General features: G+C 50.5%; 19 protein-coding genes. 5 read left to right on the top strand and 14 right to left on the bottom strand.

All coding sequences use genetic code 11. The features are described 5' to 3' along the window. The first annotated feature begins 261 nt into the window (after positions 1-261). Positions 262-2,304, top strand: a complete 2,043-nt coding sequence (locus ACW9KT_RS17475) for a S9 family peptidase (RefSeq protein WP_457082874.1) — start codon at positions 262-264, stop codon at positions 2,302-2,304. 68 nt (positions 2,305-2,372) lie between these two features. Here the strand turns inward: ACW9KT_RS17475 and ACW9KT_RS17480 are convergent, their stop codons facing one another. The 3 genes from ACW9KT_RS17480 to ACW9KT_RS17490 all read right to left on the bottom strand — a co-directional run bounded on the left by ACW9KT_RS17480 (position 2,373) and on the right by ACW9KT_RS17490 (position 5,517). Further along, the gene (locus tag ACW9KT_RS17480) at positions 2,373-2,561 is read right to left on the bottom strand and encodes a hypothetical protein (protein ID WP_457082740.1); all 189 of its coding nucleotides are present in this window, start codon (positions 2,559-2,561) and stop codon (positions 2,373-2,375) included. A 90-nt stretch (positions 2,562-2,651) separates the two neighbouring features. After that, positions 2,652-4,085, bottom strand: a complete 1,434-nt coding sequence (locus ACW9KT_RS17485) for a dihydrolipoamide acetyltransferase family protein (RefSeq protein WP_457082742.1) — start codon at positions 4,083-4,085, stop codon at positions 2,652-2,654. A 181-nt stretch (positions 4,086-4,266) separates the two neighbouring features. Beyond that, positions 4,267-5,517, bottom strand: a complete 1,251-nt coding sequence (locus tag ACW9KT_RS17490) for a competence/damage-inducible protein A (protein ID WP_457082744.1) — start codon at positions 5,515-5,517, stop codon at positions 4,267-4,269. Positions 5,518-5,618: 101 nt separating this feature from the next. Between ACW9KT_RS17490 and ACW9KT_RS17495 the strand changes: the two genes are divergently transcribed. After that, a complete protein-coding gene (locus ACW9KT_RS17495) occupies positions 5,619-6,374 on the top strand; it encodes a DUF4197 domain-containing protein (RefSeq protein WP_457082746.1) in 756 nt (251 codons plus the stop codon). Positions 6,375-6,484: 110 nt separating this feature from the next. Here the strand turns inward: ACW9KT_RS17495 and ACW9KT_RS17500 are convergent, their stop codons facing one another. The 6 genes from ACW9KT_RS17500 to ACW9KT_RS17525 form a co-directional block, all read right to left on the bottom strand. After that, positions 6,485-6,838, bottom strand: coding sequence for a hypothetical protein (locus ACW9KT_RS17500; RefSeq protein ID WP_457082748.1), 354 nt, complete (start codon positions 6,836-6,838; stop codon positions 6,485-6,487). A 222-nt stretch (positions 6,839-7,060) separates the two neighbouring features. Continuing rightward, positions 7,061-7,693, bottom strand: a complete 633-nt coding sequence (locus ACW9KT_RS17505) for an ABC transporter ATP-binding protein (RefSeq protein WP_457082750.1) — start codon at positions 7,691-7,693, stop codon at positions 7,061-7,063. Positions 7,694-7,699: 6 nt separating this feature from the next. Then, positions 7,700-8,500 (bottom strand): acyl-ACP--UDP-N-acetylglucosamine O-acyltransferase, encoded by an 801-nt coding sequence (lpxA, locus tag ACW9KT_RS17510; protein ID WP_457082752.1) that lies wholly within the window; start codon positions 8,498-8,500, stop codon positions 7,700-7,702. A gap of 115 nt (positions 8,501-8,615) precedes the next feature. Next, positions 8,616-10,010, bottom strand: a complete 1,395-nt coding sequence (locus ACW9KT_RS17515) for a bifunctional UDP-3-O-[3-hydroxymyristoyl] N-acetylglucosamine deacetylase/3-hydroxyacyl-ACP dehydratase (RefSeq protein WP_457082754.1) — start codon at positions 10,008-10,010, stop codon at positions 8,616-8,618. Between the two features lie 140 nt (positions 10,011-10,150). Next, entirely contained in the window at positions 10,151-11,191 is a 1,041-nt protein-coding gene (gene lpxD, locus ACW9KT_RS17520) for a UDP-3-O-(3-hydroxymyristoyl)glucosamine N-acyltransferase (RefSeq protein ID WP_457082756.1), read from the bottom strand. Between the two features lie 127 nt (positions 11,192-11,318). After that, a complete protein-coding gene (locus tag ACW9KT_RS17525; protein ID WP_457082758.1) occupies positions 11,319-12,551 on the bottom strand; it encodes an HD domain-containing protein in 1,233 nt (410 codons plus the stop codon). A gap of 393 nt (positions 12,552-12,944) precedes the next feature. On the opposite strand from ACW9KT_RS17525, the gene porX reads away from it, so the two are divergent. Then, positions 12,945-14,513 (top strand): T9SS response regulator signal transducer PorX, encoded by a 1,569-nt coding sequence (gene porX, locus ACW9KT_RS17530; RefSeq protein ID WP_457082760.1) that lies wholly within the window; start codon positions 12,945-12,947, stop codon positions 14,511-14,513. Positions 14,514-14,586: 73 nt separating this feature from the next. Here the strand turns inward: porX and ACW9KT_RS17535 are convergent, their stop codons facing one another. From ACW9KT_RS17535 to ACW9KT_RS17555, 5 genes are all read right to left on the bottom strand, one after another. After that, positions 14,587-16,299 (bottom strand): hypothetical protein, encoded by a 1,713-nt coding sequence (locus ACW9KT_RS17535; RefSeq protein WP_457082762.1) that lies wholly within the window; start codon positions 16,297-16,299, stop codon positions 14,587-14,589. Positions 16,300-16,337: 38 nt separating this feature from the next. Further along, positions 16,338-17,375 (bottom strand): UbiA family prenyltransferase, encoded by a 1,038-nt coding sequence (locus ACW9KT_RS17540; RefSeq protein ID WP_457082764.1) that lies wholly within the window; start codon positions 17,373-17,375, stop codon positions 16,338-16,340. A gap of 11 nt (positions 17,376-17,386) precedes the next feature. Next, positions 17,387-18,082, bottom strand: coding sequence for an HAD family hydrolase (locus tag ACW9KT_RS17545; RefSeq protein ID WP_457082766.1), 696 nt, complete (start codon positions 18,080-18,082; stop codon positions 17,387-17,389). Positions 18,083-18,564: 482 nt separating this feature from the next. Beyond that, positions 18,565-20,976 (bottom strand): outer membrane beta-barrel protein, encoded by a 2,412-nt coding sequence (locus ACW9KT_RS17550; RefSeq protein ID WP_457082768.1) that lies wholly within the window; start codon positions 20,974-20,976, stop codon positions 18,565-18,567. A gap of 403 nt (positions 20,977-21,379) precedes the next feature. After that, positions 21,380-22,636, bottom strand: a complete 1,257-nt coding sequence (locus tag ACW9KT_RS17555) for a pyridoxal phosphate-dependent aminotransferase (RefSeq protein WP_457082770.1) — start codon at positions 22,634-22,636, stop codon at positions 21,380-21,382. Between the two features lie 190 nt (positions 22,637-22,826). Here ACW9KT_RS17555 and ACW9KT_RS17560 point away from each other — a divergent pair, with 190 nt between their 5' ends. Continuing rightward, positions 22,827-24,434, top strand: coding sequence for an ArnT family glycosyltransferase (locus tag ACW9KT_RS17560; protein ID WP_457082772.1), 1,608 nt, complete (start codon positions 22,827-22,829; stop codon positions 24,432-24,434). 24 nt (positions 24,435-24,458) lie between these two features. After that, entirely contained in the window at positions 24,459-24,899 is a 441-nt protein-coding gene (gene tsaE, locus ACW9KT_RS17565; RefSeq protein ID WP_457082774.1) for a tRNA (adenosine(37)-N6)-threonylcarbamoyltransferase complex ATPase subunit type 1 TsaE, read from the top strand. The last annotated feature ends 22 nt before the right edge of the window (positions 24,900-24,921 follow it).

Genomic DNA, 24,921 nt, shown 5'->3' on the forward strand with positions numbered 1-24,921 from the left:
AGATTATGAGGATTTAATGCTTACTCAAGCAAAAAGCAATACCAGCCCAGGCGCTGGTATTGCTTTTTTATGAGCTTTACCCTCGATACCATTTATGCACTCGTGCTAGAGTTAAGGCGGAGCCATTTCTGTATCTTTCGCTTGTTCTAACCCTCAACCTTAGCCTAACACTCTATGAATCACTCGTTACTATGGCTGGCCGGCGCCTGCGTCCTGTCGTTGGGCGCAGTGCAGGCCCAAACCCAGCCTACCACTTACTCCATGACTACGCCGCCCCTCGCGCCCATTAAACCTAAGCAGCTTACCTCGCCCCACGGCACCCGCACCGATAACTATTACTGGCTCAACGAGCGTGAAAATCCCGAGGTAATCAGCTACCTCAATGCCGAAAATGCCTACTTCGATAAGCAGATGGCGCCCGCCAAGGAACTGGAAGACAAGTTGTTCAATGAGATAAAGGGCCGCATAAAGGAGCAAGACGAATCGGTGCCCTACCGCGACAAGGGCTACTACTACTACACCCGCTACGAGGCCGGCAGCGAGTACCCCATCTATTGCCGCAAGAAGGGCGACATGAAGGCCACGGAAGAGATATTGCTCAACGCCAACGAATTAGGCAAAGACAAAACCTACTTCCAGATTGGCGGCTACGAGGTGAGCGACAACAATCTGGTAATGGCCTACGGAGCCGACACGGTAAGCCGCCGCCTCTACACGCTGCGCTTCAAGGACCTAAAAACGGGCAAGCTTTACCCCGAGAAAATCGTGAATACCAGCGGCAACGCCGTGTGGGCCGCCGACAACAAAACGCTTTTCTACGCCAAAAAAGACCCCACCACGCTATTGCCTTACCAGGTGTACCGCCACACCCTAGGTACCGACCCCAAGCAGGACGTGCTAGTATACGAGGAAAAGGACAACACCTTTGGTCTCGGCGTTAGCCGCTCGAAGTCTGATAAATACATCTTTATCGGTATGGGCAGCACGCTTTCCTCGGAGTTGCGCTACATCGAGGCCAGCAACCCGACCGCTGCGCCTAAGGTATTTTTGGCTCGCGAAAAAGACCATCTGTATGATGTAGAGCACTTTGGTGACAAGTTTTATATCCGCTCCAACGCTGGTGCGCCTAACTACCGCCTGCTCGAAACATCAGTGAGCAACACGGCCAAAACCGCTTGGAAAGAAGTTATTCCGCACCGGAAGGACGTGTTTTTGGAGGGCATGGAGCTGTTCAAGAATTTCCTGGTGCTAAGTGAGCGTAAGGAGGGCCTGCTGCAGCTGCGGGTTCGCCCCTGGAAAGGCGAGGAGCACTACATTAACTTCGGCGAGCCAACTTACACAGCCTACATCAGCGTAAACCCCGAGTTTGATACGCCCGTGCTGCGCTACGCTTACACGTCGCTCACCACGCCCAACTCCACGTACGACTACAACATGACCACCAAGCAAAAGACCTTGCTTAAGGAGCAGGCCGTGCTGGGGGGCTTTAATAAGGAAGATTACGTGACCGAGCGGGTGTACGCCACCGCCAAAGACGGTACCAAGGTGCCGATTTCAATCGTTTACAAAAAAGGCTTCAAGAAAGACGGCACCTCGCCCGTGCTCCAATACGCGTACGGATCCTACGGCATCACCTCCAACGCTGCCTTCAGTGCCGCTCGCCTGAGCCTGCTCAACCGCGGCTTTGCCTATGCGCTCTGCCACATTCGGGGTGGACAGGAAATGGGTCGGCAGTGGTACGAGGACGGCAAACTGCTGAAGAAGAAGAACACCTTCACCGACTTTATCGACTGCTCCGAATTCCTGATTCAGCAGAAATATACCTCGCCCGCCAAGCTTTTCGCCCAAGGTGGTAGCGCAGGCGGCCTCCTGATGGGCGCCGTGGTCAACATGAGCCCCGACCTCTACAAAGGCGTGCTGGCTGGCGTGCCCTTTGTGGACGTAGTGACCACCATGCTCGATGAAACTATCCCGCTCACCACCGGCGAGTACGACGAGTGGGGCAACCCCAACAAGAAAGAATATTACGACTACATGCTCTCGTACTCGCCCTACGACAACGTGAAGAAGCAGCCGTATCCCAATATGCTCGTCACCACCGGCCTGCACGACTCTCAGGTGCAGTACTTTGAGCCCGCCAAGTGGGTAGCCAAGCTTCGCACCATGAAAACCGATAATAATCTGCTGCTCTTGCACACCGATATGGCAGCTGGTCACGGCGGTGCCTCGGGCCGCTTCAAGTCTATCCGTGACGTAGCCCGGCAGCAGGCTTTCATGCTGATGCTATTGGGAATCAAATCGTAAATCTTGCCAGCAAAAAAGCCCCCCAGAAAATTTCTGGGGGGCTTTTTTATGCTCGAACTAGGCGAAAATCACTTGGCTTCCGCCGCGCGCTGCTGGGTGGTGAGTTGATTTTGGAGTTGAAAAGTTACCTTCTCACAGTCGGCGTAGCGCTGCTCGGCCTGACGCAACGACTCCTGAGTGGAGCTTAGCTGCAGGTACAAAAAAATGATGAGTCCTAATGAAATAATAAGGGCGACGAGCGAAAGTATATTTTTCATAACTGGCTGATTAAGAAAAAGAAAAGCCCGTCCAGTAGACGGGCTTATTCAAGTGCAGCCGCGCCGGCGGTAAAGGTGCCGCGGGTTGCGTTAGATAACGGTGTTAGGGTCAAACTGCTCTAGGTAGTCGGCCACTTTGCGCACGAACATGCCGCCCAAAGAGCCATCAACTACGCGGTGATCATAGGAGTGCGATAAGAACATGAAGTGCCGAATACCGATCAAATCACCTTGGGCTGTTTCAATCACAGCTGGCTTCTTTTTGATGGCACCCAAAGCCATGATAGCCACCTGCGGTTGCATGATGATAGGGGTACCCATTACGTTGCCGAAAGAGCCCACGTTGGATACGGTATAGGTGCCGCCTTCCAGGTCGCCAGGTGTCAGCTTGTTAATGCGGGCGCGGTTAGCTAGGTCATTTACCTTCTTGCTCAACCCATTTAGGTTCAGCTGGTCAGCATTATGAATAACGGGTACAATCAGGTTGCCGGAGGGCAGCGCCACGGCTAGGCCAATGTTGATGTCACGCTTCTTAATGATGTAGTCCCCATCCACCGACACGTTGATGTTGGGGAAGTCCTGGATAGCGCGCGCAATGGCCTGAATCAGGATAGGCGTGTAGGTCAGGTTTTCGCCTTCGCGCTTTTTGTAGGCGTCCTTGTGCTTGTTGCGCCAGTTTACGATGTCTGTCACATCGGCTTCCACGAATGACGTAACGTGGGGGGCAATTCGCTTGCTGTCGACCATGCGCTGGGCAATCATCTTGCGCATGCGGTCCATCTCGATCAACTCCTGGTTGCCGCTTACTGAGGGTGCTGGCTTGCTAGCAGGGGGGCTGGTGGGCTTGGCGGCTGCTTCAGCGGGGGCAGCTTGGGGCTGAGCGGCTGTCTGCGTCTGGAGCGGCAGTGCGGCGGGCGCTGGTATGGGCTGGGGGGCATTTTGCTGAGCCGGAGCAGTTGCGTTAGCAGCTTGGCTCAACGACTTCTTGCCACCTTCCACATAATCCAGAATGTCTTTCTTGGTAACGCGGTTTTCCTTGCCGGTGCCAGGCAAATATTCCAAGTCAGCCATCGAAATACCTTCCTGACGCGCAATGCTCAGAACCAGCGGTGAATAAAAGCGACCCTGCTGGGGCTGAGCCGAGGTCTGGTTGGCCGAAGCCTGGGCTGGCTCTGGCAAGTGGGGAACATCGGCTGAAATATCCTCGCCGTTATCGGAAGCAGCGGTAGAAACTGACTCAGAAGCAGCGGCTTGCGCTGCCGGGGTCGACGTGGCAGCGCTGGCGTCAGTCTCGACGATAGCGATGGGAGCACCTACGGCTACCACTTCGCCTTCCTGTACCAGAATCTCCTGCAAAATGCCGGCGTGAATGGCGGGCACTTCAGTATCTACTTTATCAGTAGCTACTTCCAGTACGGATTCGTCCTGCTCAATTGCGTCGCCTACTTGTTTGAGCCATTTCAGGACGGTGCCTTCCATAATGCTTTCGCCCATTTTGGGCATCACCATTTCCACTCGTGCCATGCGGTTGTCGGGGGTTGGGTTTGTTGGGTGTTGAAGATCAAAGTACTAGCTCAGCGCGCGCCATGATACGCTGGGTGGACGCCCGCTAAGCCGCCTCAAAGGTAGGTGTTTTAGCGAGTAGCCGAAGCGTGAGTGCTTGCGAGGCGAATGTGCTAGGCGTTAGTGGCAGTCAACCGTGTCGTTATTTTGGCAGGCTCTGGCGCAGTAGATTTAAAATAATCGTGGTAGTGTACTCAATGTTGAGCTGGCGGCCCCGGTCAAAGGTGAACTGTTTGCTTACAGTTTGGTGGGCGTCGGCGTAAGCAATGCAGACGGTGCCCACCGGCTTTTCGGGGGTGCCACCGCCGGGTCCGGCAATGCCGCTGGTGGCCAGGGCAACATCCACGCCGAGGTGGCGGCGGGCGCCTTCGGCCATTTCACGTACCGTCGCTTCACTCACAGCACCATGTGTAGCTAAGGTTTCGTTGCTTACGCCTAGCTGCTTGACTTTGATATCATTATGATATGCTAAAATGCCCCCCAGAAAGTAGCGTGAGCTACCAGCCACGCTGGTCAGCTTGTGCGCGAGGTAGCCACCCGTGCAGCTCTCCGCTGTACCAATGGTGAGGTTGCGCTCAGTTAGCAGTTGACCTACTGCAGCTTCTAGGGGTACTTCACCAACGGCAAAAATGTACTCGCCAATAAGCTCCCGCAGCAGGGGCAAGTGGGCCTCTAGGCGGCCGCGCAGGTCGGGAAGGCCATCGTCAGTGGCGGTCAGGCGCAGACGCACAGCACCGAGGTGGGGCAGATAAGCTAGCTTAAAGTTGGGGGGCAAACTGTCTTCCCAATTCGCAATTTTCTCCGCCAAGAATGACTCGCCAATGCCTACCGTCTGCACTACCAAATGCTCGATGGGAGCCGTATGAAAATGCTCCTTTAGCTTGGGCAATACGATGTCGATCATCATGCGCTTCATCTCAAACGGCACGCCCGGCATCGACACAAATACTACGTCCCGATCCTCGAACCACATGCCCGGCGCCGTACCCACGGCATTACGGATAGGGATGCAGGCAGCAGGTAAGTAAGCTTGCTGGCGGTTTACTTCCAGCATGGGCCGATTGAAGCGGGCAAAGATGCCCTCCACATCGCGCAAAGACGGCTCATGCAGCACCAGCTCGGAGCGAAAGTACTCGGTAAGAATATGCTTAGTCAAATCGTCTTTAGTGGGGCCGAGGCCACCAGTAATCAGCACCACATCGGCTCGCTCGCGGGCCGCATCCAGGGCCAGCACAATTTCGGCAGCTCGGTCGGAGACGCTCGTAATCTGGCGTACTCGAATCCCCAGCTTGCCCAGCTCTTGGCCCATAAAGGCCGAATTAGTGTCCACGACCTGACCGTAGAGCAGTTCGTCGCCGATGGTAATGATTTCTGCGTTAGGTACCTGCTGCATAGAGGGGAATAAGGGAAGAAAAAATAGGATGGTTTGGTCCGGTTTGTGCCTTAGCCAGTACGCCAGCCCGATGAGCTGGTTCATATTAGCCGCCCCGAGTTATGAAAAAGATTCGCTATTCCCTTGTGCTGACTGCTCTGCTTGGTTTGCACGTCGCCGCTTCGGCCCAGGTATTTCGCTTACCCAAGCTGGGGGGCGTTTTGACAACTCCTAGTACCAAAACTCCTACCCAGGGCTCAACCGGGCGCATCACGCAGGATGAAGCAGCCCGTGGCCTCAAGGAAGCCTTGGTACAAGGCATCAGCAAAGGTGCCGACCAAGCTTCCAAGCAAGATGGCTTCAACCTCAACAAGCTTATTCGCATTCCGTTTCCGCCCGATGCGCAGCGCGTGGCAAACACCTTGCGTTCCATTGGCTTAGGTTCACAAGTTGATCGGTTTGAGCTATCCCTAAACCGCGGGGCCGAGGATGCTGCCAAAAGCGCCAAGCCTATTTTCCTAGCAGCCATCAAAAGCCTGACCTTTCAGGACGTGTGGGGAATCCTGACGGGCGAGAAGGACGCAGCCACCAATTACTTGCGTCGCACCACCACTACCCAACTCACTACGGCCTTCAAGCCTGTTATTCAGGAATCTTTGGACAAAGTGAATGCCACCCGCTACTACACCGACCTGACCACGCGCTACAACCGTATTCCGCTGGTGCAGCCTGTCAATACCGACCTGAACCAATATGCTACTGACAAAGCTATTGGGGGACTTTTTACCCTCATAGCCCAGGAGGAAGCCAACATTCGGGAGAATCCCATAGCCCGCGGCTCGGAGCTACTACGCCGGGTTTTTGGCAACAAATCATAAGTAGAGAGTCTGCCATTGTTTAGAGCCGTAAACAATAGAAAAGCCCCCCAGAAACATTTCTGGGGGGCTTTTCTATGACTTAGGTGCTTACTTCTCAGCAAGCCTAGTCCTTAAAAATCGTCGTCGTCGCTCAGACGGCCGCTGCGGCCAGAACGGCTGCTGCTGAAATCGTCATCATCGTCGTCGGCTACATCGAAGTCGTCATCGTCGTCGAGCGAGGCAAAGCCGCTGCTGTCCGGGTCTTCGGCGGCTTCGGCGGCCGTGTATTCTTCCTCCGTCATGCTGGCCAGGTCTAGGGCCTCGTCGTGGGAGGAGCCGGTGTCGCGCCACATCAGATAGTCGGCATACTTGGCACTGAGGCGGTCTTCAGTACTGCCAATACCAGCGCGGCCGCCACTTTTGGCGAAGTTGTCCAGCTCGTCATCATCGAGCGAATCGTCGTCGAGGTCGTCGTATTGTCTCATGGCCGGGTGAGGGCAGGTGATGGTGAAAAAAACTAGTTGAAGTCGTCTGTAAAAACCGCAGGGCGGCTGCGAAGATACGGCCCGAATGGTTTTTGTGTTGGCGCTAAGCCCGTATTTTTCGTTGTTTACTTTTCTACCGCTCAGCTTCCAATAGACTTACGTTGAGCTTGTCCTCCACACTGGGAGTGGCAACGGATGCTTGAACCTTAGAGAATTTTTGGTTCATCGAGCCACCTTAGCTCCGAAGCTCGTTACATCCAGTTGCTCTTGACAAAAGTCGTATTCCTCCGCTACGTTGGAACTTACGAGCACCAATCGTCCGGCTGCAGTAGCTCGTATATGTTCCTGGTACCAAGCCACGCCCGTCCGGTCGAGGTTAGTAGTTGGTTCGTCCAATAGGAGTAGAGGGGCTGCACTATAAAGGGCCAAACCCAACTTGAGGCGCTGTTTCATGCCGGAAGAAAAGTCGCGCACGAGCTTATGGCGAGACTTCTCCAAGTAAAGCAATTCAATCAACGCCTTATTGGTTAGGCCTGGTTTAAGCGGCTTGAAACGGGTATGAAAGTGCAGCAGTTCGCTTAGTGTCAATTCCTCAATCAGCTCCAGATAAGGCGCGCAGTAAGCTAATTGAGCAGGTATATCCTCCACCGCCACTTCCCGGCCTTTCAGCGTGTAAGCCAGCGTGCCATCGGTCGGGAGAAGCTGGCCTGACAGGGTATTGAGCAGCGTACTTTTACCCGCCCCATTTGGACCCAGAATAGCCGTGGCCGTACCCGGTTGAAAAGTATGAGTCAGGTTCCGAAAGATCCAGTCGCGATTGAAACGCTTGCCTAGCCCGGTAGCCTGAATCTGCATACAGTGCTAGTAATCAGTGCCGTTGTTACTGCGCGAATAGCCTTTGATAACTCCGCGGCCGGAATTGCGCACGAAGTTAACTACCTCATCACGCTCAGGCGAGGGTAAAAGCTCCAACTCTATTTTATCCAGGGCGTCGGCATTGTTGAGCTTGCTCAGAAACAGCAGGCGGTAGAGCTGCTGAATCTCCCCGATTTTAACATCGGAGTAGCCACGCCGACGCAAGCCAATGGAATTAATGCCGCTGTAGGTCAGCGGCTCACGCCCGGCCTTCACGAAAGGCGGCACATCCTTACGAACCAGAGAGCCCCCCGAAATCATAGTGTGTGGCCCAACTTTTACAAACTGATGCACCGCCGACATGCCACCCACAATGGCATAATCACCAATCTCCACATGGCCCGCGAGCTGCACGGAGTTGGCCAGCACACAGTTATCACCCACAATACAATCGTGAGCTACGTGTACATAAGCCATGAGCAGGCAGTTAGCGCCTACCACCGTCCGTAGCCGGTCCACGGTGCCGCGGTTCACGGTTACGCACTCCCGTACCACCGTATTGTCACCGATGTGCGCGGTGGTCTTCTCACCCGCGAACTTCAAATCCTGCGGTACAGCGGCAATAACGGCACCCGGAAAAATCTTGCAGTTTTTACCGATACGGGCGCCTTGCATGATGGTCACATTGGGCCCTATCCAGGTGCCCTCGCCAATCTCCACGTCCTTATCAATAGTAGTAAATGGCTCTACTACTACATTCTGCGCAATTTTAGCCTCCGGATGAATATAGGCGAGGGGCTGGTTCATTTGATTCAATTAGCAATTAACATCTAACAATTATCAATGCTACTTAACTTGATCTGCGGTCCTTTTAGTGAAGCCCAACTCTGTTAAATGGTAATTGATAACTGATAATTGTAGTCTAGGCATCTTTGCGAACAATGGCGGCACTCATTTCAGCCTCCATCACTACTTTACCGTTCACAAATGCCTTGCCGCTCATCTTGGCGATACCTCGCTTAACGGGCGCAAGCAGCTGGCATTTGAAGATGATAGTGTCGCCGGGAACTACCCTTTTTCGAAAACGGCAGTTCTCAATTCCGAGAAAATACGTCCAGTAGTTCTCGGGGTCTTTCACTGTGTTCAACACCAGAATACCGCCCGTTTGAGCCATGGCCTCAATTTGAATGACGCCAGGCATCACAGGGTTACCGGGGAAGTGACCTTGAAAAAATTGCTCATTCATCGTCACATTCTTCACACTCGTCACGGTAGTCGCGTCGAGGTGAATGATCTTGTCGATGAGCAGGAATGGGTAGCGGTGGGGGAGCGTGGCGGAAATCTTGTTGATGTCCATCACGGGCTCACGGCTCGGGTCGTAGGTAGGAACCGGCGCGGAGTCCACCTCCATCATTTTCTTCTTGATCTTCTTAGCAAAAGCTACGTTGGCTGCGTGGCCAGGCCGGGCTGCCAAAATCTGGCCTTTTAGCGGCCGACCTACTAAGGCCAGGTCTCCTACTAGGTCAAGTAGCTTGTGGCGGGCTGGCTCGTTTTTGTAGCGTAGATCGACATTATTCAGAATGCCTTCTTTTTTAACAGCCACTTTGGGCTTACCTAGCATTTCGGCCAGGTCGTGCAGCTCAGTTTCGCTTACCACGCGGTCTACCACCACAATGGCGTTACTCAGGTCGCCACCTTTGATCAGGTTTTGCTTGTAAAGGGCTTCCAACTCGTGCAAAAAGCAAAACGTGCGGGAGGAAGCAATTTCGGTGGCAAAATGGGTAATATCAGTAAGCGTGGCGTGTTGGGAGCCCAACACTGGCGAGTTGTAATCCACCATTACCGTTACCCGGTAGTCGTGTAGGGGCAACACGGCCAGTTCCACGTGGCGGGCATGGTCTACGTAGCGAATGCTCTCTGGAATCTCGAAATAGTTGCGCAGCGCATTCTGCTCTTCGAAACCTGCTTCTTGCAAGGGCTTAATAAACTCGTACGAAGAACCATCCATGATGGGCGGCTCGGGGCCATCGAGCTGAATGAGGACGTTATCAATCTGCAACCCAACTAAGGCTGCCAGCGTGTGCTCCACGGTATTTACACGGGCGCCGTTTTGCTCAATGGTAGTGCCGCGTGAGAGGTCTACTACGTTGTCTACGTCGGCGTCCACAATGGGCTTGCCGGGCAAATCGATGCGCTGAAACTTGTATCCGTGGTTGACCGGAGCCGGGCAGAAGGTCATTGTTGCCACTACGCCAGTATGCAGGCCAATGCCGCTCACGGTAACCGGCGACTTAATCGTATGTTGCTTGTCGTTCATTAGAGGAGCTAGAAGCGGAAAGCTAGAAGCTGGAAAGATGGCACTATCAAATGCAAGAATAAGAGGAACCCGGTCCGGCAGCTAGTTATTGCTTAAGCACAACTACTAGCAACTGGCACCTGATATCTGGAGGGACAAAGCTAGGACTTTTCTGCCGCGCTTGCGTTGTTTTCCAGCGCATCAAGGCGACGCGCTATTTCGGGCAGATGCCGAAAAATAGCGTTGGCACGTAAGCTGTCGCGTAAGTTGAACGCCGGAGAGCCCTGCAAAAACTGGCCTTCTTCCTTGATTGACTTGCCAACCCCCGATTGCGCCGTTACGGTCGTGCGGTTTGCCAGAGTCAGGTGACCAGCCAACCCAGCCTGGCCAGCCAGCACGCAGAAATCACCGATTTTGGTCGAGCCGGAAATGCCAGTCTGAGCGGCCACTACTGTATGACGCCCAATTTCGACGTTGTGAGCAACCTGCACCAAGTTATCAATCTTGCTGCCCTCACGGATAATCGTTGAACCCATCGTAGCGCAGTCGATAGTGGTATTGGCTCCAACGCTCACATTGTCTTCCAGTACTACGTTGCCGATTTGCGGAATTGTGCGGTACGAGCCGTCAGGCTGGGGGGCAAATCCGAAGCCATCCGAACCAATCACCGCACCCGCGTGCACAGTACAGCGGGCGCCAATAACGGTGTCAGCATAAATATGAGCTCCTGCATAGATGATCGTGCCGTCGCCGATGCGGCACCGGTCGCCGATAGTAGCATGCGGAAAAATTAGCACATCGCGCCCGATGGTGCAGCCCTCACCGATGTAGGAAAATGCCCCCCGGTAATGATTTTCGCCAATTGTAGAGTTCGCGCCCAGAAAAGCGGGCTCCTCAACGCCCCGCCGGCCGGTGCGGGCTGTCTGCTGATAAAACTCGAGCAAGCGACTAAAGCACAAGTACGGATCATCGACGCGGATAAGGGCCGAGGCCACGGGTTGCCGCAAGGCCTGCGTCCGACTCACAATAACTGCGGAGGCACCGGTGGTATATAAATGAGGCTCGTACTTGGCATTAGCTAAGAAAGCCAGAGAACCGGCTTGTGCCTCTTCAATTTTTGCCAGCCGGTCAATGCGCTGAGTCGCGTCGCCCTCAACGGCGCCACTCAGTACTTCGGCTATCTGGCCTACAGTAAATTCCATCGGGCAAAAATAGATAAATTCAGTTGGTGAATAGTTGAGCTTGAAATGGTGGCACTCGCGGCGCAGGCAGGCTGGTGCTGTAATATGGCTGGCATATGCCCACCAATAGCCAACAAATACCTGCTTCTCATTGCGCTATTTCTTTTGGATAACAGATATAATGTTTCTCTACCCTTTGCCCCAAAGCCCGAATATTGGGCAAATCAGAGGCCTCAGCCACGTTCACTACTCGGCCCGACTTAGTTAATACATCAATCGTGTCTTTACCGTCAGCGTCGTAGGCATTATTGCTGATGCGACCGGTAAGCATGAGTTGGCTAGCCTCGTTGGGGGGCAAATTGAAATGTTCCGCAATTAATTCGACTACGCCTGCCTTCATCTCTTCTTCAAACGGTTCTGTTTGCAAGATTATTTTAAACAAGCGCCGGTCGAGCAAACTGCGCGAGAGGTAGCTCAGCACCCGGTCGGGGTGGGTAGCCCAGCATTTAACCGCGCCCCAAATGTCATGGTCGTCGAGCTGCACGAAGCGTTGCAAAATGGTATCGTCTTTCTCAAAGTCATGCAGCGTGACGGGCTTCGAGAGGAAGAAGTGCAAATCGGCGCTGGCTTCCACTTTGTGACCAGTGCGAACTAGGTCGCGCGCCCGCTGCACAATGCGAATAACCATCTGCTCGGCGCTGGTGACCGTTTTGTGCAGATACACTTGCCAATACATAAGGCGGCGGCTTACCAGAAAATTCTCCACCGAATAAATGGCCTTTTCCTCCAGCGCCAGGCGCTCGTTTACCACCGTCAACATCTTGATAAGCCGGTCAGCGCCAGGCCTTCCTTCCTGCACACCCGTGTAAAAGGAGTCCCGATTCAGGTAATCGAGCCGGTCCATATCCAATTGGCTGCTCACCAATTGGTGAAAAAATGGCCGGGCGTAGCTGCCCTGAAAAATGGCAATAGCCCGATCCAGCGCCCCGTTGTGCTCCGCGTTCAAGCGTTGCATCAAGTAAAGAGAAAGCTGTTCGTGGGGCACTTCATCAAAAATAGCCGTTTCCAAAGCGTGGGAGAGGGGGCCATGACCGATATCGTGCAGCAGAATTGCCGCTAAAGCCGCTTGTCCCTCGGCCGCCGAGATTTGTACTCCTTTATCTTTGAGCGTTCGTAGCGCCATGCTCATCAAGTGCATGGCCCCCAGTGCGTGATGAAAGCGCGTGTGTAAGGCCCCCGGATAAACAAACCCCGTGAGTCCGAGCTGCTGTATACGGCGCAGACGTTGGAAATACGGATGCTCTATCAAATCGAACAGTAACTCGGTAGGCACTGTTACAAAGCCATACACCGGGTCGTTGAATATCTTTTTTTTGTTCATCAGGGCAGGTACATCAACGGGTAGTTGATGGATGGTGGACCGACCGCGAAGCCGCAGTTTCGCGTGGCAGAGATCAGAAAATGCCCCCAGACGAGTTCTGAGTTACCGCTCGGCTAAAATAAATGCGTCGTGAGTTGTTGCTGGCTACCGGCTGGGCGAACGTCTCCGGAAACCAGAACTAACTCATTTGGCCTTCGTTATAGATGAGCTGGGGGGCAAAAGAATAGTGTTGTCTGAATTTTTAAAATCAAATTTGGCAGATTGGGAGTAAAGCTACTGACGAAACTTCAGTTGTAAGGCGTTAGTCGTCGGGAGCCTCAGGCTTCTGGTTAATCCTATAGGCAGTTCTGCTGTCTATGTCACTCAAGCGATACACTTCCCTTAAGTACCCTTATGCAACGATACAACATCCTCTGGGCCGACGACGAAATAGATCTACTCAAGCCTCATATTCTCTTTCTCAAAGAACGCGGCTACGACGTGACGCCCGTAAATAGCGGCGCCGATGCCATAGAGCAGGTAGCTGAGCAAAGCTTTGACATCGTATTCCTCGACGAGAACATGCCCGGCCTCACCGGCCTCGAAACCCTGTCCGAAATAAAGGCGGCCCGTCCCACGGTGCCCGTCATTATGATTACCAAGAGCGAGGAAGAGCACATTATGGAGGAGGCAATCGGCTCCAAAATTGCCGATTACCTCATTAAACCAGTAAATCCCAACCAGATTCTGCTTTCCGTCAAGAAAGTGCTGGACAATAAGCGCTTAGTGAGCGAGCGTACCAACACCGGCTACCAGCGTGACTTCCGCCAACTGGGCATGCAGCTCGGCGACCGTCTTTCTCCTCAAGAGTGGGCCGACGTATACAAAAAGCTAGTATACTGGGAGTTAGAAATTGATGAAACGGAAGGCAAGAGCATGGCCGACGTGTTCAATATGCAGAAGGATGAGGCCAATACCTACTTCTCCAAGTTCATCATGGAGAACTATGAAGAGTGGGTAAACAAGGAAGTAGATGATGCTCCGCTGATGTCGCACGAGCTATTCCAAAAGCGCGTATTTCCGCTGCTCAAAGAAACCGGCGATACGCCCGTGTACTTTATCCTCATCGACAACCTTCGCTACGATCAATGGAAGATTCTGGAGCCCATCATTGCTGAAATGTTCACCGTGGACACCGAGGAAATGTACTACAGCATTTTGCCTACTACCACGGCCTATGCTCGTAATGCCATCTTCTCGGGCATGATGCCCGGCGACATCCAGAAGAAGTATCCCAACCTGTGGGTAACGGACGACGACGACGAAGGAAAAAACCTAAACGAGGCCGAGTTCATGGAAATCATGATTCAGAAGGCCAATCAGAAGTATAAGTTCAGCTACAACAAGGTCACTAACCTGCAGGCGGGCAAGGACTTACTAGGAAAAATAAGCAACCTGCATAACAACCATAAGCTCAACGTCATTGTCTACAACTTTGTAGATATGCTGTCTCATGCCCGCACCGACATGGCCATGATTCGCGAGCTGGCCGGCGACGAATCAGCGTACCGCTCGCTTACGCGCTCCTGGTTTTTGCACTCGCCCCTTTACGAAATGCTCCAGCAGATTGCGGATAAGAAAGGCAAACTGATCATCACCACCGACCACGGCACGATTCGAGTAAAACGCCCCTTCAAAATTGTGGGCGACCGAAACACAAATACAAACCTGCGTTACAAGCACGGAAAAAATCTGGGTTTCACAGAGAAAGATGTATACGTGGTACGCAAACCGGAGCGCATCTTCCTGCCCCGCGAAAATGTAAGCACGGCTTACGTTTTCACGTTAGGTGACTACTTCTTTGCATACCCCAATAACTACAATTACTACGTGAACTATTATAAGGACACGTTTCAGCACGGAGGTATTTCGCTGGAAGAAGTAATCATTCCATTCGTAACGCTCAGCCCTAAGGGTAGTTGATTAGAGTCACTACTATTAAAAAAATGAGAGGGGCAGCCATACAAGGCTGCCCTTCTCATTTTTTGTTTTTCAGCTATTTGTTGTTTTCAGCTGGTTTAGTTTCTTCAGGTTCACTTAGCTCAAAAAGCGAGATTGACAAACCATTTTTTTTGTTGCAAATATGCTTTATCCTTTTGCCAAATTTGAAAAATTCTTTTTCTATTAATTGCTCAGCATGAAAGTCTTTGTCATGATACCATTGTGGCTGACCAACATAGTCTCCAATATGATTAACGTTATTAGGGTCATAGACAAACCAAAGTCTTTTTTTTCCTCTAAAGTTTTCGAAGTCCTGAGATAAGTTTTTTATGTAATCTTCTGCACTCGTTGAGATGTTTTTAACATAACTAGCCTGGGTGGCTATATATTTTAATTTGTAAGCTTCTTTGTAATAGCCATAAGCATGTCGCATATTCCAAAATATGTACACTGCATCGCCCTCCTCGAAGTTATCATTGACATAAAGTATGGTTTCTCGTTCAGTGGCTCCGCTGAGTAAAGAAGGTGTAATGACCTGGCGTATAGAATTAATTGCTACTATACTTAGAAATACACCTGTTAAGCAGTAAATCGCTCTTGTATTATAAAAGTATATACTAATTCTCTCTACTCCAACTGCAAGAAATATAATAATCAGCGGAGTAAGGAATAGAACGAAGCGCCCATATACCGGATAAAATTTAAAGCCAGAAGCTAAAAAAGTAATGATTATTGGTAAGAACAAAATGAAGAGTCTAACCTTATTTTCTTTCAATAGCGTAAACATTCCAAGAGCTATGAAGAACACGGAAAGCCAACCCAGCTTAAGTACATAGCGCGCATTCGAAGTCGCTATATCCCCATCAAGATTTAATAGCAAGCCAAGTGGATGGTGAAGCATAGAATACGGCGTGCGAATAAACCAAGCTACATCTGAAAGGGAGGTAGGGGGTAAAGGCATAAAGCCGTCGTATATCTTTTTGAAAAAATCAATTAGCCAACCAGATTGCTGGTATTTACTTATAAATAAATAATAAATAATGCAAAAACTTATTGCCCATAAAGAAAAAGGAAGCATATAGACAAGAAGTCGCTTCCATTGCTTCGTGAACAAAGCATTCAAGCTGATAGCACCAGCCACCCCCGCTAATATAAAGATTAGTGAAAAGGAAAACCACAACAAACCCCCCCCGAGTATTCCCCATTTAACAAGAGATACAGCATCGGTTGCTTTGTGATATCGGATGTAGAGAAATAACGCTAGTATAGTCGCGAATAACTCCGTGCTATATTGCTTAGCCTCTACTGAATGATAAATAAATGTCCAGCCTAGTGATAGGATGCCGACGGCCAGTACTACGCCCCATGATTTCAAATAAAAGCGCGCTACGGGTATAAATAAGAATAAAGAGCTTATGCCACAGATGAGGGAAAAGGAGCGTAATGCTTTTTCTCCCTTGCCAAATAAAATTACAAACAATTTGGCTGCCCACAAATAGCCAATAGGTGCCTTTTGCTCATATTCGAAAGGGAGAGTTGCTAACTCCCAGAAAGTCATCTTTATTATATTTACATCTAAATATAACTCATCAATAAACAGCGAACGGTTATGAAAGAAATGGAATAAGCGAAATAGTATGCCTAGTACAATGACTGCAACAAGTGCAAGCTTTTGGTACCTCTTATTCGTGAAGCTAGATGGCAATTGTTGAATTCTTTGTAGTTGCTGGGCGCTATGAGTAAACGCTAAAGGTTCGAGTAGTAGCATAAATGCGCTAAATAGCGTGCGCGTAAACCTAGATTAACTTATTTATTTAGATTGTAATGATCCTGGAGTAGTTGATGCAACCAAGGTATATCTAGGAACATTAACCCCATTAAAAGTAAAGAGAATAAGACCACATAAAGCATAAACCATTTGTGGGTATATAGCTTTTCCGACCCTTGCACTGGAGAATCCTCTAAGAGACCTATTTTTAAATACCACGAAAATAGAAGAGCGAAAAACGGAAAGCTGACGAGTAACTCTATTCGATTTTTGACTAAAAATATTCCTAGAAAAAATGCAGCCGTAATCGCATAAAAAAACATTGAAATAAGCAAACTATGCTCTGTGTATCGCTTAAAAGACTTGCGATAAAGACCAGCTAATTCGGGGTTGCTAATTAACCTGTATTCGGCAAAGCGCTTTGTAGACATTAAATAAGCACCGCCCATCCAATATGCTACAAGAATACTAGATGGAGGTAATACGTTGAAGAAGGATAGTACATCTAAATTGATTGCTTTTATTGCTGGTGCTACAATAAACCATCCAAGAATAAATCTAATCGGATTATTAATTGATTCAGACAAAACGTCTAGATAAACTCTGTCTTTAGTGCGAAACGGGCGTACATTATACATAATACCCATGAACAGTAAAAAAGCAGATACTAGAACGAAAGGAATAGAAATCATATAACCTAGACTTAAGCCTAGGATAGCCAGCAAAAGCCACTGAGAGTATATTATTGCTGGATTAACGACTCGAACTACCGATACTCTAGCTTTTTTTAAAGGATGGAATCTATCAAATTCTGCATCTAGGTACTCATTTATTACATAGTTTGCTGAAGCAATTAAACAAGTGCTTACTACTCCAATAAAAACTTTAAGGAATAAGGTTGTTGTAAGTGGCGTTGCATAAACTATGCCGGCGAAAAGTACCCCCGGAATCATGAATATGTTTTTTACCCAATTGTCTGGACGCGTTAGGGCTATATAGTCCCTAACACCAGCAGCATTGCTTGTTAGTGTGGCTTCGCTACTTTCATCTCCCTGCATAGTTAAAGAGTTATTCATAATGGGTGTGCTTAGGTGGGTAGTATGGGTGGAAGTGTATTTACGAGGTGTTGATAGAAATCGAAGGAAGTGAATGGTTTTTTGTCTACTATTAAATAGGGCATATTAGCATTTATAGCGCACTCGCCATCTAATTCCTGCCGGTCGCCAATGAATAAGCATTCCTGCGGTTTCGCCTGTAGCTCGTTGGCGATGTAAAGCAAACCCTTAGGATCTGGCTTGAGGCGGTCTACTTCTCGATCAGTTGAACTAACAACTAAATCCGCCTCCAGCCCCATCGCCTGCAACTTATCGTGAGCCTTATAATCTGAGTAGATTGCAATCTTGATGTTTCTGGTTTTGAGTTCAGCAAAGAAGCCTTTTACACCCGGATAGGTACAATCGGCCAAATACTGGTTCGGAAAGGTGAACATCCATTGATTTACAACCCGTTTTACTTTATCAAGTGAATTATTGCCCTTGTCAGCACACCAGATGTATTGAGCGTTTTCTAAATCACCCCCTGTATAGCCAGATCGTTTCTCTCGTTCAGCTCTAAAGTGATGAAGAATAAGCATTTCTCGTAGCCGCCAAGGGCGCATACTATAGTGAGCGGCTAAGGCATAGGCCATTTTCTTACGTAGCCGCAATTGATCATAGAGTGTTCCGTCTACGTCCAGAATAACAACTTTAATAACTAACCAGTTTGCATTAATTCTATTATTCATTGCATATTTTATAGACAATAATTACAATAAATATATGTAGCAAAGCTATGTGTTAAATTGAATAATAGTTCAATTTATGACTCATAAACTATAATAAATATTATAATCTGTGTGGATTTATGCCTGACCTTCCATTTAAAACGCCGCGGTAAAGCTAAACATGTATATAAATATTAATATTAAAACACAATATAACTACATTTATAAGGCAAATCAACGCAGTACGTGGTTTAGTAGGTGTTAGATTTATAATCTAGTATAGCAAAGGGAGCAGGTCATGAGCATACAGTCATGTATTAGAACTCATTTATGAGAGCCCGCTTTTATATTAGTAACTAAGAAGGTATAGTTGACAGGCTAGCGCGAGGGCTAAGTGTTGACATTATAAGTCATTAGACTTAACTGACTGCTAGAGTTGTCAATACGCGGTAGTTCTGCCCTTGAAGAAGGACTTTTTAACAGTCTTATAAGGATAACTTCCGTTACTGGGCCCGACGCTTTTCGTCCTCTGCGCCGCTCTGACGGCGCCGTGTGGGGGGCAATTTCTCGTTGCCAAAGCGATAAGTGAAGGCAAGCGTAGCTACGCGTGAGTCTTGGGCCAAGCGAAAGGTTTCCACAAAATTATCGTAGGTGGAAGTCACGCGTACTGGGGTAGTATAGAAAATATCGGTTACGTTAAAACGCATGGTGGCCTTCTTAGCTAGAAAGGTTTTCTGCACTCCCGCCGCAACCTGTCCGACCGGCCGTAAATCCTGAAATCCATACTGCTCCCGCGACTGATAACTGGCACTCAAATCAAAAGACCAGTTGTGGGCCAGATTGATTGTACTGTTACTGCTTATTTGGTAAGCGAGGCGGCCCCGGCTTAGCAGCGTGCCCGCTAAAGCGCCGTCGAAGTGGGCATAGTAAACGACAGCATTATTGTATATGCTCCAGCCTTTTAACGGTTCTATTGGCGCGGTAAGGGTGAGTGCATAGTAATGTTGGGCTCGCAAATTTTCATCCCGGCTGACGATAAGCAAGGGGGCACTAATGTCGGGCTGAACGATATTAACGAAGACCCGCCGAGTGTGAGCATAGCTCAGACTAGTGGTGTATTTCTGCTTAAAGGTGTGCGCTATATCAATATTGTAGCTAGTCTCAGGACGCAGGCTAGGGTTACCGGCTCGATAGGAGGTAGCATCGACGAATGAGCGAAATGGGTTGAGCTGATTATACGTCGGCCGGTTGATGCGACGATTTAAGGAAAGAGCTAAGTCATGATCTGGCGCGATAGAACGCTCTATTTTAGCGCTGGGGAAGAGCTGAAAATAGTTGCGGTCGAATTTTTCATTTCCCACTTCCTGACGACCGTGTACGTTCGTTTGCTCTCCACGCAGTCCAGCTGTAAAGGTAAATTTAGAACTGACGCGGCTTAACGTGGCATAAGCGGCGTTGATATTCTCATTATAGTGAAAACGGTTCGTCAAGTTCAGATTGGGGGTAACGATGCCGTCTATAACATTGACAAACATTATATCATTATCAGAGCTTACATAGCTTGCTTTGGCGCCAGTTTCCAGCCGGGTTTTGCGTGGCAGCGAGCGGATGTAGTCAACTTTCAACGATTGAATAGTTAACTCGCCGTCCTGAGTGCCGTTAAGCAGAACACTAGGGCGGCTGGGCTCGGCATCGAAAAAAGTCGTTAAAGCTTGCTTTCGGTTGGTACCGTAGCTTGCATAATCTGCGTCTAGGCTTAATTCGGGGCTGCCGGTAGAATTACCAAAATTATGCTTCAGATTGAGGCTAGCAGCTACGTTAGGTGTTTCGAGCACCCGGTCATTGGTAGCGCTAAAGCTATTATACTGCTGACCTTGGGCATCTGTTAAATAAATGTTGTTGGTGGCAAAGCTGGGATTGCGTAGGTACAGACCGCTAACCACAGCTCCAAGCACAGTATGCTTAGATAGATTGTAGTCTGCACCAACTCGCCAAGTGTGGGACTCGGGCTGGTTGCGCAGGTCATTCTGTTGATTAGTGGTGTTCCGCAGCATACCGTCGGAGCGATAAGCCCGTTGAAAGTCTAAGTTCTGAAAGCCTTCCCGAATAGCATAAGTATAGGACGTGAAGAGATTCAGCTTTTTGCTGCGATGGTTTAGCGCACCACCTCCCACAAATTTGCCATACTGGCCCCGACCGTAGCTGGCATTCGCGGAGCCATTGGTGCCGAGCTTCTGATCTTTCTTCAGGTTAATAGCAATAATGCCGGCCCCACCTTGGGCGTCGTATTTTGCTGGTGGATTGGTAATTAGCTCTATGCTGTAGATTTGCTCCGCCGGCAGGGATCGTAGGTAGTTTGCTAGCTCAGCGCCCGTCATGGGTTGGCGCTTGCCATCAATAAGCACTAATACGCCTTGGCGCCCGCGCAGCGTAAGGTTGTCGCTGCCATCTATCATCATGCCCGGCGCCCGGCTAAGAATGTCTAAGGTAGTGTTGCCGGCGGCTAGCGTCGAGCCTTCCACATTCACTACGGTGCGATCAGCTAAGCGCTCGTACAGCGGTTTGTGCGTTAATACCTTTACTTCTGCCAACTGTGTAGCAGCACTTGCCTGTAAGGGAATTGCGGGGAAATTTTGCCCCCCAGCCAGCAGTTCAAATGGTGAGCTCCAGTAGTGTACGAAGCCAATCTTTGTTACAGAAAGTAAAAAAGGGCCCCCAGCCAATTGCTCCAACCGAAACGCTCCCTGTTCATTACTAAATTCAGTTTTGACGGCCAGCGAGTCGGATGCCCGATGTAGGGTAACAGCAGCGAATGATACAGGTGTACCCTCCGTGGCTGCACGAATTCGACCAGTGACGCTTGCGGGAGTATCACCTTGAGCTAGAGCCTGCTGCGAAACTAGCAGAATGGTCATTAATATAGAACCTAGTCGGCCCACAGCCGCGATAGGTAAAGCACTTAGCATATGACTAGTTAAGTAGAAGCAAGGCTAGAGAATTAAGGGGTTAACGATAGATGTGGGTGAGAAAGCAGGACGAGTAAACACGGCAACAACGGCGGCGGATGCAAAAGGCCGTAGGTAGTAAAAAATTTAATGTTACTGGCTTACTAGAGACAGGGCGGGAAGCTTAGTAATTGCTGGAAGTAAACTGTAGAAACGCCAATGAAAAATCACCTGATGTGAATCTTTGAATAAAGTATCACTGAGGCTGAAATTTTGACAATCTAAGGAATTACAGAAGGAATTAAAGAATAGAAGAATTATTTTATTTTGGCAAAAAGGTCCCGAGCACTCAGGATCAAGGCAGTAGGAGCAACTAGTGCAAGCTCGCTAACGCATGCCGCAACCGGGGTAGCGCCGCCTCAATTGACTCGTGCGAGGCTCCGCCTACTGACAACCGAAACCACGGCGAAGTGTCTGCATTGCCAAAGGCGCTGAAAGGCACTAGTGCCAAGCCGGCTTCCGCAATCAGGTACGACGTCAGGTCGCGGGTCGTGGCTAGCAACTGCCCGTTATTAGTCGTTTTGCCTAACACATCAAAGCGAGCAGTCAGATAAATAGCTCCGGCCGGAGCAATAGCATCAACGGGAAAGCCTGCATCCTTTAGCTCCTGCAAACCAGCGTAGAGCGTATCGAGGCTGCGCTGAATTTTCTGCTTGAACTCCTCTATATACGTGTCGACTGCCGAAGCATTGGGCAAGTAGTGAGCTACAGCGACTTGCTCGGCTTTTGGCGCCCAAGCACCCACGTGACCCAAAATTGACTTCATTTTATCAATGACCCCAGTTGGCCCGAAAGCGTAGCCGACGCGCACGCCGGTGGCAGCCAAGCACTTAGAGATGCCATCAATATAAATCACATAGTCGCGAAGTTCAGGGCGCAGATTTACGGGGTCGTAGTGCTGCGCTTCGCCGAAAGTAAGCATCCAGTAAATCTGGTCGTAGAGAATATAGAGAGGCTTTTCATTCGGACCGCGGCGCTGGTTTTCAGCGATTACTAGGTCGCAGATGGCCTCCAAGTCGGCGCGAGTGAATACGGTACCGGTTGGGTTGAGCGGAGAGCACAAGGCCAGGAGCGTAGCGCCAGGTAGGTGGGGGGCAATTTCGGCAGCCGTGGGCATAAAATCGTTGGCCGGATCAGTCTCCACCATTATTGCCTCGGCACTGGCCAGGTGGCAGTAATGGTTGTTATTCCAGGAGGGCACCGGGAATACCACCTTGTCGCCGGGGTCAAGCAGAGCTAGGTAGGTAGCATAAATCAGAGGCCGCGAGCCGCCTGCCACCAATACATCGGCCGGCGAGTAGGTGAGGCCCAGACGTTGTTGCAGAAAATCGGCTGCTGCTGCGCGCAGGTCGGCCACGCCGTTGGCGGGCGGGTAGTTGGTTTGGCCCGCCGCGTAGGCCTCAGTGATGGCCTCACGCAGCTCTGCGGGGATGGGAAAAATAGCAGGATCAAAGTCGCCGATGGTAAGGTTGCAGATATCTGCGCCCTTTTTAATCATCTCGCTTACCTCATTGCCAATTTTTATGATTTCGGAGCCGATAAGGCTACCGGCCATCTTGGATACAGTCATAGGGGGCAAATTTTGCTTAAATATAACAGGGAGTTGGTAGCCCCAAAGCAAAGGTGCCCGCAGACAAGCGAACTAGCAGCACAGTAAAATACCACCAAAACTAACCGTGAGCCCGGCGGAAATGCTGAACTTGCACCCGTTTAATAACGCCGGTCTTTACTTGGCCGCTCGCTGTTTTTCGGTCTACAACATGCCTGATTTGCTACCCGTGTTGCCTCCCCAAGCCGAGCAGGTGCCGGCGCGCCGGGAGTATCTACCGTCTCTGCGCACCATATTATTGCTGGCGCTAGGACTGCGGGTGCTGGCGGCATTCTTCTCCAAAGGCTACGCATTTCATGACGACCACTTCGACGTCATCACCATTGCCCAAGATTGGGTATATGGCCTCACAACCTGGCTCCATCAACCCCTGCCGCCCCGCCATAGCATGACCTACACCGGGTTGCATTACGGCCTGTTCTGGCTGCTAGATGCGGCAGGTTTTACCAACCCCGACGCCAAAATGACGCTCGTGCGCCTGTTGCACGGTTTATATTCGATGTTTACGGTGTACCTAGGCTACAAAATCACGGAAGAGCTGGCCGGCGAAACCTACGCACGTCGGGTGGGGCTACTGCTGGCTATGCTGTGGTTTATGCCCTTTATGAGCGTGCGCAACCTGGTCGAGATGGTGTGCATTCCACCGTATCTGGGAGGCTTTTATGTGCTTGTTCGCTACCGCAACCAATTGCAGGCGCGTCATTTTCTGCTAGCTGGCGCTTTGTTTGGTGTGTCGTTTCTATTTCGCTATCACACCGCGCTGTTCCTGATGGGTGCCGGGCTGGTGCTGCTGGTTCGTCAGCAATGGAAAGCCATTGGCTGGCTGGCGTTAGGCTTCATCATCGTGGCCGGCTTGGTGCAGGGCACCATTGATGCGGTGCTGTTCGACTATCCCATGCACTCATTAGTGACGTATTTCCTCTTCAATTCCAAGGGGGCTTACCAATACAGCACAGGGCCAATTTACCGCTTTGCTATCACGATACTCGGCTTTCTGGTACCGCCGATTAGCGCGTTTCTTGTGTTTGGTTATGCCCGCACCCGGCGGCTGGCCCCCTTGCTTTTTTGGGGTGGCGTACTATTTTTCGTCGCTCACTCCTTGTTTCCCAATAAGCAAGAACGGTTTATTTTACCCTTGTTTCCCTTGCTTATTATTCTGGGAGTGATTGGGTGGGAGCGCTACGTGGCGAGAGCAGCTTTCTGGCAGCAACACCCGCGGCTGTTGGCTAATAGCTGGCGATTTTTTTGGGTTTTGAATGGAATCGTAACCCTGGCTTTGGCACTTACTTACTCCAAGAAAAGCCGGGTTGAGCCCATGGTGTACCTGTCGCAGAAAGCTGATTTGCGGGGTGTGGTGTTGGAGTCGGGACCTAATGGCACCAAAATGCCCCCCATCTTTTACCTAGGTCGGCTAGCGGCTGAGGCCAGCGTCTTTATCCCCGATTCCAGTGGGGTGTGGGCCCGCTACCGCCAGCAGCGGCCGCTACCCGCCAATTTTGTGGTCACCTATGCCCTCAACGATAAGATTTCCCTACGCCGGCTCATCAGTCAAATGAACCAGACCAAGCGGCGCCCCACGTATTTATTGCTGGTAGGCGATAAGGAGATCGAACGGCGCCTGATGCGCATGCGTCTGTTATTTCCGCACCTGAAGCTGGAGCACACCATCACGCCCTCGCCCTATGACCAAGTACTGCACGCCCTAAACCCGCGAGTGCACAAAGACGAGCACGTGCGAATTTATCAGATTCTAGGGTAGCAAATCCCGTCGTCAACAATTACAATGGCAACCACTGATATCGAAATTACTATCCCTTCACTAGCTGCCTTGCCCGCCGCCGCCGAGCAGCTGCGGGCCGCCCTCGGCGACCACAACATTATCTTGTTTGAGGGCGAGATGGGGGCTGGCAAAACCACTTTTATCAAAGCATTCTGCGAAAGCCTGGGCGTGCCGGCGGCCGAAGTCAGCAGCCCCACTTTTTCTCTGGTAAACGAGTACCGCGACGCCCGCAACCAGCCTATTTATCACTTCGACTTCTACCGCCTCAACAATTCGGGCGAAGCCCTGGCCATGGGTGCGCTTGAGTACTTCGATTCTGGTTATCTTTGCTTGGTAGAATGGCCTAGCCGAGTGGCCGACCTTTTACCCGCGTATCACTTGCTCGTCACGCTTACCGTCACCGGCGAAGAAGCACGAATTCTTCAAGTACAAACGATGAATTAGAAATTGGGAGGAATGGGAGGCA

This window comes from Hymenobacter sp. HD11105, from assembly GCF_054051685.1.

Excerpts from the sequence above, each read along its gene's own strand:
- ACW9KT_RS17475 (WP_457082874.1), top strand. The coding sequence starts at position 262 with ATGACTACGCCGCCCCTCGCGCCCATTAAACCTAAGCAGCTTACCTCG.
- ACW9KT_RS17480 (WP_457082740.1), bottom strand. The coding sequence starts at position 2,561 with ATGAAAAATATACTTTCGCTCGTCGCCCTTATTATTTCATTAGGACTC.
- ACW9KT_RS17485 (WP_457082742.1), bottom strand. The coding sequence starts at position 4,085 with ATGGCACGAGTGGAAATGGTGATGCCCAAAATGGGCGAAAGCATTATG.
- ACW9KT_RS17490 (WP_457082744.1), bottom strand. The coding sequence starts at position 5,517 with ATGCAGCAGGTACCTAACGCAGAAATCATTACCATCGGCGACGAACTG.
- ACW9KT_RS17495 (WP_457082746.1), top strand. The coding sequence starts at position 5,619 with ATGAAAAAGATTCGCTATTCCCTTGTGCTGACTGCTCTGCTTGGTTTG.
- ACW9KT_RS17500 (WP_457082748.1), bottom strand. The coding sequence starts at position 6,838 with ATGAGACAATACGACGACCTCGACGACGATTCGCTCGATGATGACGAG.
- ACW9KT_RS17505 (WP_457082750.1), bottom strand. The coding sequence starts at position 7,693 with ATGCAGATTCAGGCTACCGGGCTAGGCAAGCGTTTCAATCGCGACTGG.
- lpxA (WP_457082752.1), bottom strand. The coding sequence starts at position 8,500 with ATGAACCAGCCCCTCGCCTATATTCATCCGGAGGCTAAAATTGCGCAG.
- ACW9KT_RS17515 (WP_457082754.1), bottom strand. The coding sequence starts at position 10,010 with ATGAACGACAAGCAACATACGATTAAGTCGCCGGTTACCGTGAGCGGC.
- lpxD (WP_457082756.1), bottom strand. The coding sequence starts at position 11,191 with ATGGAATTTACTGTAGGCCAGATAGCCGAAGTACTGAGTGGCGCCGTT.
- ACW9KT_RS17525 (WP_457082758.1), bottom strand. The coding sequence starts at position 12,551 with ATGAACAAAAAAAAGATATTCAACGACCCGGTGTATGGCTTTGTAACA.
- porX (WP_457082760.1), top strand. The coding sequence starts at position 12,945 with ATGCAACGATACAACATCCTCTGGGCCGACGACGAAATAGATCTACTC.
- ACW9KT_RS17535 (WP_457082762.1), bottom strand. The coding sequence starts at position 16,299 with ATGCTACTACTCGAACCTTTAGCGTTTACTCATAGCGCCCAGCAACTA.
- ACW9KT_RS17540 (WP_457082764.1), bottom strand. The coding sequence starts at position 17,375 with ATGAATAACTCTTTAACTATGCAGGGAGATGAAAGTAGCGAAGCCACA.
- ACW9KT_RS17545 (WP_457082766.1), bottom strand. The coding sequence starts at position 18,082 with ATGAATAATAGAATTAATGCAAACTGGTTAGTTATTAAAGTTGTTATT.
- ACW9KT_RS17550 (WP_457082768.1), bottom strand. The coding sequence starts at position 20,976 with ATGACCATTCTGCTAGTTTCGCAGCAGGCTCTAGCTCAAGGTGATACT.
- ACW9KT_RS17555 (WP_457082770.1), bottom strand. The coding sequence starts at position 22,636 with ATGACTGTATCCAAGATGGCCGGTAGCCTTATCGGCTCCGAAATCATA.
- ACW9KT_RS17560 (WP_457082772.1), top strand. The coding sequence starts at position 22,827 with ATGCCTGATTTGCTACCCGTGTTGCCTCCCCAAGCCGAGCAGGTGCCG.
- tsaE (WP_457082774.1), top strand. The coding sequence starts at position 24,459 with ATGGCAACCACTGATATCGAAATTACTATCCCTTCACTAGCTGCCTTG.